General features: G+C 61.9%; 9 protein-coding genes, 1 tRNA gene and 2 pseudogenes. 7 read left to right on the top strand and 5 right to left on the bottom strand.

Annotated features, from left to right (window positions below):
- Nucleotides 1-36: 36 nt before the first annotated feature.
- Together G7007_RS20945 and G7007_RS20950 are read right to left on the bottom strand one after the other, a co-directional pair.
- Nucleotides 37-1,374 carry a hypothetical protein gene (locus G7007_RS20945; RefSeq protein WP_181104888.1) on the bottom strand — a complete coding sequence of 446 codons (1,338 nt, stop codon included), beginning with the start codon at nucleotides 1,372-1,374 and terminating at the stop codon, nucleotides 37-39.
- Nucleotides 1,375-1,397: 23 nt separating this feature from the next.
- Nucleotides 1,398-2,222, bottom strand: a complete 825-nt coding sequence (locus G7007_RS20950) for a deoxynucleotide monophosphate kinase family protein (protein ID WP_181104890.1) — start codon at nucleotides 2,220-2,222, stop codon at nucleotides 1,398-1,400.
- Nucleotides 2,223-2,342: 120 nt separating this feature from the next.
- On the opposite strand from G7007_RS20950, the pseudogene G7007_RS20955 reads away from it, so the two are divergent.
- The 6 genes and pseudogenes from G7007_RS20955 to G7007_RS20980 form a co-directional block, all read left to right on the top strand.
- Nucleotides 2,343-2,681: pseudogene (locus tag G7007_RS20955) on the top strand (dTMP kinase); the annotation flags it as partial.
- Nucleotides 2,674-3,660, top strand: coding sequence for a DNA polymerase III subunit delta' (locus G7007_RS20960; RefSeq protein ID WP_181104893.1), 987 nt, complete (start codon nucleotides 2,674-2,676; stop codon nucleotides 3,658-3,660). The pseudogene G7007_RS20955 and the gene G7007_RS20960, both read left to right, overlap by 8 nt.
- A 37-nt stretch (nucleotides 3,661-3,697) precedes the next feature.
- Nucleotides 3,698-4,480, top strand: coding sequence for a TatD family hydrolase (locus G7007_RS20965; RefSeq protein WP_181104895.1), 783 nt, complete (start codon nucleotides 3,698-3,700; stop codon nucleotides 4,478-4,480).
- A gap of 400 nt (nucleotides 4,481-4,880) precedes the next feature.
- Entirely contained in the window at nucleotides 4,881-5,513 is a 633-nt protein-coding gene (locus G7007_RS20970) for a TetR/AcrR family transcriptional regulator (RefSeq protein ID WP_181104897.1), read from the top strand.
- Between the two features lie 93 nt (nucleotides 5,514-5,606).
- The gene (locus G7007_RS20975) at nucleotides 5,607-6,212 is read left to right on the top strand and encodes a DUF4823 domain-containing protein (protein ID WP_181104899.1); all 606 of its coding nucleotides are present in this window, start codon (nucleotides 5,607-5,609) and stop codon (nucleotides 6,210-6,212) included.
- 10 nt (nucleotides 6,213-6,222) lie between these two features.
- On the top strand, nucleotides 6,223-6,786 hold the full coding sequence (locus G7007_RS20980; RefSeq protein ID WP_181104900.1) for a DUF1285 domain-containing protein: 564 nt from the start codon (nucleotides 6,223-6,225) through the stop codon (nucleotides 6,784-6,786).
- 69 nt (nucleotides 6,787-6,855) lie between these two features.
- On the opposite strand, the gene G7007_RS20985 is transcribed toward G7007_RS20980, so the two are convergent.
- Nucleotides 6,856-6,931 (bottom strand) — tRNA-Asn (locus tag G7007_RS20985).
- A 61-nt stretch (nucleotides 6,932-6,992) separates the two neighbouring features.
- A complete protein-coding gene (locus tag G7007_RS20990; RefSeq protein WP_181104901.1) occupies nucleotides 6,993-8,189 on the bottom strand; it encodes an amino acid aminotransferase in 1,197 nt (398 codons plus the stop codon).
- A 288-nt stretch (nucleotides 8,190-8,477) separates the two neighbouring features.
- Here G7007_RS20990 and uvrB point away from each other — a divergent pair, with 288 nt between their 5' ends.
- Entirely contained in the window at nucleotides 8,478-10,493 is a 2,016-nt protein-coding gene (uvrB, locus tag G7007_RS20995; RefSeq protein WP_181104902.1) for an excinuclease ABC subunit UvrB, read from the top strand.
- A gap of 221 nt (nucleotides 10,494-10,714) precedes the next feature.
- Here the strand turns inward: uvrB and G7007_RS21000 are convergent.
- Nucleotides 10,715-10,941: pseudogene (locus G7007_RS21000) on the bottom strand (IS110 family transposase); the annotation flags it as partial.

Here is a 10,941-nt window from a genome sequence, read left to right on the forward strand (position 1 = left end):
CGTTCGCGGCGGGTTTGCTTGCGCTTGCCGGCGTACTCAAAGTCGGAAAAACTCATCTGGCTCATGGGCGGCTCGGATCAGGTGGTGCGGTGATTTTCGCATAACTGAGGACTTGTTCGGAGATTCCTTAGGAGCGTAATACGGTTTATCGAGACCCTGGGAGCGATTTTTCTCTGACTGAACAATGACCTGCGATTCGGAAGCTGCACCTGTCAATGGGTGCTCCATGTTGTCTGCGTCGACGCACAGCACGGACTCTTTATTCCAATTGCTCTGGAGCATGGCAAACAAGATGATGCACGACATGTCAACCATGGTTGGGTAGTACGCACCGAGGACATCGTCCCAAGGTCGGACAGGGTGCTTGATGAGTCGCTTCGCACCCACGCGATTCCACCGGAAAAGCAAGAGCTGGATGATGTCTTGGCAGTCACCTTTTGATATCAAGTATTTGGGGGCGTAAGTGGTGGCGATAGTCTCCAGTGAGAGGTCCATAGGGTAACCGTGCTTCAGCAGGGTTTTGTGGACTCGGCTCTCCTCTGGGGCCCAGTGCCACAGGCTGTTGTGAACAAAGGGGTCGGTTGGGGACTCGAAGCGGTAGCAATCTGGGCGTGCCTCGTAGAGCTTGTTGAACTCTCCCAAGAGGTCAGGGCCATCCATAAGAGCGGCAAGCTCCGGGTCGTTTGTATGCTTGATTTTGTCCGCAACCATTCGAGTTGAGACTTTTAGCTTATGCTCGCGACGATGCTGTGCCCATTTGAAAATGTTCTCTCGGGTGTGATTTGGCGTGTATGTTTGAATGATTTCGTCAAACAGATAAGGCTCGGCTGTCGCCACTATTTCGCGAAAAGCTAGCTTCTCATACAGCGTATCAACGTGCGTCTTGAGGGCGCTCACGAGCATCTCATTTGTCTCGCCCGTCAATGGAAGAGTCTTTTTCTGATCATTGCCTGTGATCGGTGAAAGCTGAATTTGCGGCAAGAGATCAGTTTCTTTAGAGATCAGGGTGATTGCTGATTTAAGCTTGCTCGCGTTTTCCTTCTTCTCTTGATTCGCAAGCAAAAAGGTTCGGAAGTTGTTGAAGACTTCTGCGCTGATATCCGTCAGGTATTTGAGGTGGAAACTCTCTGGGTTTCGCTCGTTGAAGTCTCTGGCGAAGTCGAAGAAAAGCTTGATGGCTTGGCGCAACCCGTAGCCCGAAATCCTGCGGTGCGTAGCGGCGTACTTGACGAAAACCAGGTGCAGGGACAAGCACAGTGGAGATTGCTTGTCCCAGAAAGGGTGCCCTTGATAGTCGCAGGGGATTGGCTGTGAGTCGGTTGTAGGAGCTAGTTCATACGAGCTTTCTGTTGCGGGGGTGAAAAGCGAGGTCACTGCGCTGTTTCCTTTTACTCATTCTATATGGCGCAGCGAACCTTTAGAGAAGCCCAGGCCTCCTCAATTTTTTGTCGGTAATCTGCAATGGTTCCATTATTATGAATAACAACATCGGAACTTGCAACTGCGATGCCTGCTTCGGATGAATGCTCTTTGATCTTTGTTGCGTCATATCGGACGATATGCCAGATCTCACCGCCAAGATCTCGGATATATTTGGCTTCATTTTCGAACCGAATATCCTTGATGATAATGACCTCTTTGTCGGTGAGGCAAAGTTCGGAGTAAGTTGGTTTTTCAGGTTGCAAAGTGTTTATGTGATTTACACGCCTAGTTGCAAAGTCAGGAAACTCCTGGGTTGCGAGCGTTTTTATCAAGGCGATCGCGATCTCTGGAGAGATGCCCCAGAAGCTGTCGATTTGAGTCTTGGCCGTGGACCAAATCTGCTCATCGCTGAAGCCGAAAAACTCTTGGGCGGCACGCATGAAAGGCGTCTCAGGATCCTGGGTTTCTGCTTCTGTTAGCGGACGAGGAGGCGGAGTAGGGTTGTTGATTGCACGGTCAGCACGCTTAAGCCAATGCAGAGGGTCGTGGCTATCACGCATCCATTCCGTACCTACCCGCTGAAAGAATTCACGGGGAGACATCCCCCATGCGTCCAGCCGCACCTCCTTTGAGGTATCATCCCAGGTCTGAGAATTCGATAACCCGAACAGTGACTGGCATCCAGCCTTCAGTGGATTGGCCAGGGCGTAGCTAGCTACCTCCGGATGCTCCATGAGGAAAGCGGCACCTGTGTCCTTACCTGATCTCGCTTTTGCTGCGAGGCCGATGATCTTTCTCACTGGGTTCTCTCCGGGCAAAAGCTTGATTCTAAAGGCTTTCAGGGGAGAATTTCGAGGTTTACATATAAAGGCTTTCCGAAACATATCATGACGTTTACATTTTTAGACGTTCCGAAACAAGACGCCACCTACGCCTACCAGGGCGGCGGCCGTGGCCTGAGCCAGGCCCGCATCGCCCAGCTCGAACAGTTCGTGCAGGGCGACCTGCGCCCCGACCTGACTCTGGTCTTCGACCTGCCGGTGCACATCGGCCTGCAGCGCGCCGCGGCGCGTGGCCGCCTGGATCGCTTCGAGCAGGAGGGCCAGTCGTTCTTCGAGGCCGTTCGCCAGGCGTATCTGGCGCGGGCGCACCAGGCGCCGGAGCGCTATGCGCTGCTCGATGCCGCGCAGCCCCTGGCCGCCGTCCAGCACGATCTGGACGCGCTGTTGCCGATGCTGCTGGACCGTTGCCGTGGCTGACGCCTACCCCTGGCAGGAGGCGCTCTGGCAGCACCTGGCCGGGCGCGAGCGGCATGCCCATGCCTACCTGCTGCACGGGCCGCGTGGCATCGGCAAGCGCGCCCTGGCCGAGCGGTTGATGGCGCGCCTGCTGTGCCAGCGGCCTGAGGGGCTCGATGCCTGTGGTCAGTGCAAAGCGTGCCTGCTGCTCAAGGCCGGCAGCCACCCCGACCACTTCGTGCTCGAGCCCGAAGAGGCCGACAAGCCGATCAAGGTCGATCAGGTGCGCGAGCTGGTCGCCTTCGTGGTGCAGACCGCGCAGCTGGGGGGGCGCAAGGTGGTGCTGATCGAGCCGGTCGAGGCGATGAACGTCAATGCCTCGAACGCCTTGCTCAAGAGCCTCGAAGAGCCGTCCGGCGACACGGTGCTGCTGCTGGTCAGCCACCGGCCCAGCCTGCTGCTGCCGACGATTCGCAGTCGCTGCCAGCAGGTGAGTTGTCCCGTGCCGAGCGCGCCCCAGAGTCGTCAGTGGCTGGCCACGGCCTTGCCCGACAGCGACGCGTCGGCGCTTGAGGTGCTACTGGAGTTGGCGGCCGGTTCGCCGCTGAGGGCCGCCAGCCTTCAAGCGCAGGGCGTGCGCGAGCAACGGGCCCTGGTGACGGGTGGGGTCAAGCAGTTGCTCAAGCAGCAGCAGTCGCCCAGCCAGTTGGCCGAGGCGTGGAAAAACGTGCCCATGCTGCTGGTGTTCGACTGGTTCCATGACTGGGCCTACCGGATCCTGCGCTACCAGCTGACCCAGGACGAAGAGGGCCTGGGGCTGGAAGACATGCGCAAGGTGATCCAGTACCTGGCCCAGAAAAGCCGTCAGGACCAGGTGCTCGAGGCGCAGGACTGGATCCTGCAACAGCGCCAGAAGGTGCTGTCCAGGGCCAACCTCAACCCGGCATTGCTGCTCGAAGCCCTGCTGACGTCCTGGGCGCGATTGCCCGGTGTACGTTGACTGGCGCGTTCATTCACTTTCTTTCTGACTGGTTCCCATGCTCGTAGACTCCCACTGCCATCTCGACCGTCTCGACCTCGCTGCCCACCAGGGCTGCCTCGACACCGCCCTGCAAGCGGCGCGTGACCGTGGCGTCGGGCACTTTCTGTGCATCGGCGTCAGCGCCGACAATGCGCAGGCCGTCAAGACGCTGAGCGAGCGGTACGCCGACGTCGACTGCTCGGTCGGCATCCACCCCCTCGACCTGACGCCCGGTGAAGCGCCGGCCCTGGACTGGCTGCTGAACGAGCTGGCCCATCCCCATGCGGTGGCGATCGGCGAAACCGGGCTGGACTACCATTACGAACCTGAGGCGGCGGCCGTGCAGCAGGCGTCCTTCCGTCTGCACCTGGAAGCGTCTCGCCTGACCGACAAGCCGGTCGTGGTGCACACCCGGGCTGCACGGGCCGACACCCTGGCCCTGCTGCGCGAGGCCGACCTGGCCCAGGCAGGCGTGCTGCACTGCTTCACCGAGGATTGGGACATGGCCAAGGCAGCCCTCGACCTGGGCTACTACATTTCCCTGTCGGGGATCGTCACCTTCCGCAACGCCGAAGCGCTGCGTGACGTCGCGCGCCGCGTGCCAGCCGACCGCCTGCTGGTGGAGACCGACTCGCCCTACCTGGCGCCGATCCCTCATCGCGGCAAGCCCAACCTGCCACAGTACGTGCGGGAGGTCGCCGAGTTCGTCGCCTCGTTGCGCAGCGAAAGCCTGGAGTCGCTGGCCGCGCAGACCACGGCCAACTTCAAGCGGCTGTTCCCGCTCGCCCGCGTCGCCTGACGCCAGGCAAAAAAAACCCGAACTCCGGGGGGAAGAGTTCGGGTCAAGACCATTAGGAGTGGAACGAAGACACCCGGTCCCTGGTGTCTCCGTTGTCCGATACGCGGGGGAAGGCATCGGAGCAACATAAGCAGTATCGGTGATGCATGCAGACGCGCCACTGCCAATCGCAGGATTCTTAAACGGTTTTGGAATACACGGCCCCGTGCTTGTAGCGCGGCGCTACAAGCACGGCTTTACGGCTGTCACGAACGACCGACACTGGTTCGATCGACTCCGATCAGCCAAGCCCACCCCCGCCTGCCTTGTCATCCTCAGCTACAACCTAACCTGTAAGATCCGTGCAATTTCCCGCCAGTTAGGCATAATAATCCGCTTCGAACGCTACCCAAGCCTACTTATGCAGAAAGAACCTCGTAAGGTCCGTGAGTTTCGTCGTCGCGAGCAGGAAATCCTCGATACGGCCCTGAAGCTGTTTCTCGATCAGGGCGAGGACAGCGTGACGGTCGAAATGATCGCCGACGCCGTTGGCATCGGCAAAGGCACCATCTACAAGCACTTCAAGTCCAAGGCCGAGATCTACCTGCGCCTGATGCTCGACTATGAGCAGGAGCTCAATGCGCTGCTGCACTCGGCCGACGTCGATCGCGACAAGGAAGCGTTGTCCCGCGCCTACTTCGAGTTCCGCATGCGCGATCCTCAGCGCTACCGCCTGTTCGACCGGCTCGAGGAAAAGGTCGTCAAGGGCAACCAGGTCCCGGACCTGGTGGAGGAGCTGCACCGCATCCGCGCCTCGAACTTCGACCGCCTGACGGGCCTGATCGAGGGCCGTATCAGCGAAGGCAAGCTCGAGGACGTGCCGCCGTACTTCCACTACTGCGCCGCCTGGGCCCTGGTACACGGTGCCGTGGCGCTGTACCACTCGCCGTTCTGGAGCAGCGTGCTGGAGGACCAGGAAGGGTTCTTTCAGTTCCTGATGGACATCGGCGTGCGTATGGGCAACAAGCGCAAGCGCGAGCCGGACGCCGGCTGACACGCTTCTCCAGGCGGGCTGGGACGGTTCTGGCGCAAAAGCTGCATCAGGCTGCTGTCTGTCGGCTTTCCGTCGCCGGCCTCTGGAGGAACGATGCGTAGCCTGGTCTTGCTGTCGGCGCTCATGGCGCTGGGCGGCTGCATGAACGTCAGTGACATGGGGGAGGGGGTGCGCTATCACCTGAGCGATGCCGGCCTGCTCGACCACAGCGACACGCGCCGGACGCTGTCGGTGCGTCTGCAGCCCGATTCCTTCATCTACATCGGCCAGGGCGCCTTCGTGCCGCCCGGGCGGGGGCCGATTCCACGGTCCAACGCGGTGGCCCAGGCGGCCTTCGACAGCTTCATCGAGTACTTCCCCCTGGTGCGCCGTGCACAAGGTCCGCTGGGGCTGGAAGAGGCGCTTGCCGAAGCGCGCGACGTCGGTGCCCACTACGTCCTGTACACCCGGTTCGCCCGTACCGACGACCGGGTGGGCAACGACGAGGAGTGGTACGACGAGCAGGCCGTCGATCGCCTGGGCGTCGACACCGGCGTGGTGCAGATGATGCTGATCGAAACCAGCACGCGCTATCTCATCGACACGGTGCGCATCAAGAGCCGTGGCGGCTTGTTGACGCTGCACGACAACAAGCCCGAAGATCTGCTGGGCCCACCGATGCGAGAGTACGCTCGCAGCCTGCTGGGCATGAGCCGATGAAGGAGGGAACATGGCCGACCGAGACACGCCAGGCGATCTGATCGCGCACCTGCCCAAGGCAGGCAAGGGCCTGCCGCCCGTTCACCTGTGGAACCCGGATTTCTGCGGCGACATCGACATGCGCATCGCGCGCGATGGCACCTGGTACTACCAGGGCACGCCGATCACCCGGCCTGCGATGGTGCGTCTGTTCTCCGGCATCCTGCGCCGTGATGAGGACCGCTACGTGCTGGTCACGCCGGTGGAGAAGGTCGGCATCCAGGTCGACGATGCCCCCTTCGTGGCCGTGGCCCTGGAGGTCAGCGGGGAGGGCGAGGGCCAGTCGCTGCGCTTCGTCACCACGGTGGACGACCAGGTCGAGGCAGGTCCGGCCCATCCGCTGCGCGTGCACCTCGATCCACGGACCCAGACGCCTTCGCCCTACGTGCGGGTGCGCGCCAACCTCGAGGCGCTCATTCATCGCAACGTGTTCTATCAGCTCGTCGATCTGGCGGTCGAGCGGCCGATCGACGGTGTGCCGTGGCTGGGCGTGTGGAGCGGTGGCGTGTTCTTCCCGATCGGTCGTGCGGACTGACCGGCAGCAGTTGACGGGGCTGAAACGAAAAAACCTCCAGGGCTCACGCCTCTGGAGGTTTTCATCATCTGGCTCCGCGACCTGGACTCGAACCAGGGACCCAATGATTAACAGTCATTTGCTCTACCGACTGAGCTATCGCGGAATCTGCACGTATCTTACTGATACCAAAAGAGAAGTCAAGCGCCTCCCCGGCACCGGTTCGATCACAGTACCTCGACGATGGCCTTGGTCACGACATGGATATTGTTCTGGTTCAGCGCGGCCACGCAGATGCGACCGGTGCTCAGGGCATAGATGCCGAATTCGTCCTTCAGGCGACCCACCTGCTCGGCGGTCAGGCCCGAATACGAGAACATCCCGCACTGGCGGGCGACGAAGCTGAAGTCCTGCTTGGCGCCGTACTGGGCCAGCAAATCGACCATCTGCTTGCGCATGCCATGGATCCGCCCGCGCATCTCGGCCAGTTCGGTTTCCCACATCTGGCGCAGCTCGGGGTTGTTCAGCACGGCCGCGACGATGCTGGCGCCATGGGTCGGCGGGTTGGAGTAGGTGGTGCGGATCACCCGCTTGACCTGTGACAGGACGCGTGTGGCCTCGTCGCGCGAGTCGGTGACGATCGACAGCGCACCGACGCGTTCGCCGTACAGCGAGAACGACTTGGAGAACGAGCTGGAGACGAAGCACTGCAGGCCGGAGTCGGCGAACAGGCGCACGGCGAAGGCGTCTTCGGCGATGCCGTCGCCGAAGCCCTGGTAGGCCATGTCGAGGAACGGCACGTGGCCCTTGGCCTTGATCACGTCCAGCACGGACTTCCAGTCGTCCAGGCTCAGGTCGACGCCGGTCGGGTTATGGCAGCAGGCGTGCAGCACGATGATCGAGCCGGACGGCAGCGCCTGGAGGTCTTCGAGCATGCCGGCGCGGTCGACGTCATGGCTGGCGGCATCGTAGTAGCGGTAGTTCTGCACCGGGAAGCCGGCGGTCTCGAACAGGGCGCGGTGGTTTTCCCAGCTCGGGTCGCTGATGGCGACGGTGGCGCCCGGCGACAGGCGCTTGAGGAAGTCCGCACCGATCTTCAGTGCGCCGGTGCCACCGACGGCCTGTACGGTGACCACGCGCCCGTCGCGCAGCAAGGGCGAGTCGTTGCCGAACAGCAGGGTCTGCACGGCCTGGTCGTAGGTGGCGATGCCGTCGATCGGCAGGTAGCCCCGCGAGGCGTGTTGCGCGGCACGCTGGGTCTCGGCTTCGATGACGGCGCGCAGCAGCGGGATACGGCCCTCTTCGTTGCAGTACACGCCAACGCCGAGATTGACCTTGTCGGTGCGAGGGTCGGCGTTGAACGCTTCGTTGAGGCCCAGGATGGGGTCGCGGGGTGCCAGCTCGACAGCGGAAAACAGGCTCATTGTTACCTTGGCTCTGATGGAGAGTGATAGGGGTCGCACGCTCCAGCCAGATGCACTGAAGCGGTGCACAAACGGGGAGTCAGTATAGTGATACGGCTGCCGGACTGCGACAGTCTGGCGCAGCTTTTCGAGGGCTCGAGGCGATTATTTTTCAACCCTTGGGCCACTGGCAGGGTCGCATGAAGGAAGAGGGCGACGGCAGGCTTGCCCGCAGGCTGCCGAGTGGGCCCGAATCAGTGTAGACTACTGGTTAAATTTACAGTTAGGCACGACGACCGAGGTACTTTCATGTCCGAGTTTGAGCTCGTCACCCGATTCGCGCCCGCAGGCGATCAGCCGGAGGCCATCCGTCAGATGGTCGAAGGCATCGAGGCAGGGCTGGCGCACCAGACCTTGCTGGGCGTGACCGGCTCGGGCAAGACCTTCAGCATCGCCAACGTGATCGCCCAGGTGAAACGCCCGACGCTGATCCTGGCGCCGAACAAGACCCTCGCCGCGCAGCTGTACGGCGAGTTCAAGACGTTCTTCCCGAACAACGCGGTGGAGTACTTCGTTTCGTACTACGACTACTACCAGCCCGAAGCCTACGTGCCGTCCTCCGACACTTTCATCGAGAAGGACGCCTCGATCAACGACCACATCGAGCAGATGCGCCTGTCGGCGACCAAGGCCCTGCTGGAGCGTCGCGATGCGATCATCGTCACCACGGTGTCGTGCATCTACGGTCTGGGCAGCCCGGAAACCTACCTGAAGATGGTCCTGCACATCGACCGCGGCGACAAGCTCGACCAGCGTGCGCTGCTGCGCCGCCTGGCCGACCTGCAGTACACCCGCAACGAGATGGACTTCGCCCGTGCCACCTTCCGCGTGCGCGGCGACGTGGTGGACATCTTCCCGGCCGAATCGGACCTGGAGGCCATCCGGGTCGAGCTGTTCGACGACGAGGTCGAGAGCCTGGCAGCCTTCGACCCGTTGACCGGCGAGGTGATCCGCAAGCTGCCGCGCTTCACCTTCTACCCTAAGTCGCACTACGTGACCCCGCGCGAGACCCTGCTGGGCGCCGTGGAGGGCATCAAGGAAGAGTTGAAGGACCGGCTCGAGTACCTGCACAAGCACAACAAGCTGGTCGAGGCCCAGCGCCTGGAGCAGCGCACCCGCTTCGACGTGGAGATGATCCTCGAGCTGGGGTACTGCAACGGCATCGAGAACTACTCGCGCTACCTGTCGGGTCGTCCCGCTGGCGCGCCGCCACCCACGCTCTACGACTACCTGCCGGCCGACGCCCTGCTGGTGATCGACGAGTCCCACGTCAGCGTGCCGCAGGTGGGCGCGATGTACAAAGGCGACCGTTCGCGCAAGGAAACGCTGGTGGAGTACGGGTTCCGTCTGCCATCGGCGTTGGACAACCGGCCGATGCGCTTCGACGAGTGGGAAGCGGTCAGCCCGCAGACCATCTTCGTCTCGGCCACACCAGGCCCCTACGAGCAGGAGCATGCCGGGCGGGTGATCGAGCAGGTGGTGCGACCGACCGGCCTGGTCGACCCGGAAATCGAGATTCGCCCGGCGTTGACCCAGGTCGACGACCTGCTCTCGGAAATCCGCAAGCGGGTGGCCATCGATGAGCGGGTGCTGGTCACGACCTTGACCAAGCGCATGTCCGAGGATTTGACCGACTACCTGGCCGACCACGATGTGCGGGTGCGCTACCTGCACTCGGACATCGACACGGTCGAGCGGGTCGAGATCATTCGCGACCTGCGCCTGGGCACCTTCGACGTGCTGGTGGGGATCAACCTGCTGCGCGAGGGCCTGGACATGCCCGAGGTATCGCTGGTGGCGGTGCTCGATGCCGACAAGGAAGGTTTCCTGCGTTCGGAGCGTTCGCTGATCCAGACCGTGGGCCGCGCGGCACGTAACCTCAACGGGCACGCGATTCTCTACGCCGACCAGATCACCGGCTCGATGCAGCGGGCCATGGACGAGACCGCCCGCCGTCGAGAAAAGCAGATCGCCTTCAACGAGGCCAACGGCATCGTGCCCAAGGGTGTGGTCAAGGACATCACCGACATCCTCGAAGGCGCCAGCGTACCGGGTGCGCGGAGCAAGAAGCGCAAGGGCGCGGCCAAGGCCGCCGAAGAGACCGCACGTTACGAGGCCGAACTCAGCTCGCCGGCGGACATCACCAAGCGGATCAAGCAGCTCGAAGAGAAGATGTTCCAGTTCGCCCGCGATCTGGAGTTCGAGGCGGCGGCGCAGCTGCGTGACGAGGTCAACCAGTTGCGTGAGCGGTTGCTGAAGGCGTGAGGCGTGGGGCTGGCTTCACAAGGTCGTGCCAGGCAAATGACCGCTGTGCCGCCGCCTGAGACGCTACAAGAACAGGTGTCTGGAAACAGACATCTGTAAGCACTGGCTTGCCAGCGACAGGACTCAATCAGTCATCGCCTGCATCGCGGGTAAGCCCCACACGGACCGCAATGCCCTGCCTTATCGCGGTGTGACTACGGGTGTAGATACCGTCTTGATCCTCACTTCGCAAGCGCGATCTGAGGGTCGAATGGTTTGTCGGATTTCACCACGCCATACACCAGGTGCAGCAGCTTGCGCATGGCCGCGCAGACGATCTGCTTGTACGCTTTATGTCGGGTGTTCAGCCGCTCTGCCAGCGCCTTGATGACCGGGTTGAAGCGCATCGAGACCGTGCCGGCCATGAACAAGCCTGCCCGTAGCCTGGACGAGCCCACGCGCGAAATGG

Source organism: Pseudomonas entomophila (assembly GCF_013523125.1).
Classification (GTDB): Bacteria; Pseudomonadota; Gammaproteobacteria; order Pseudomonadales; family Pseudomonadaceae; genus Aquipseudomonas; species Aquipseudomonas entomophila_B.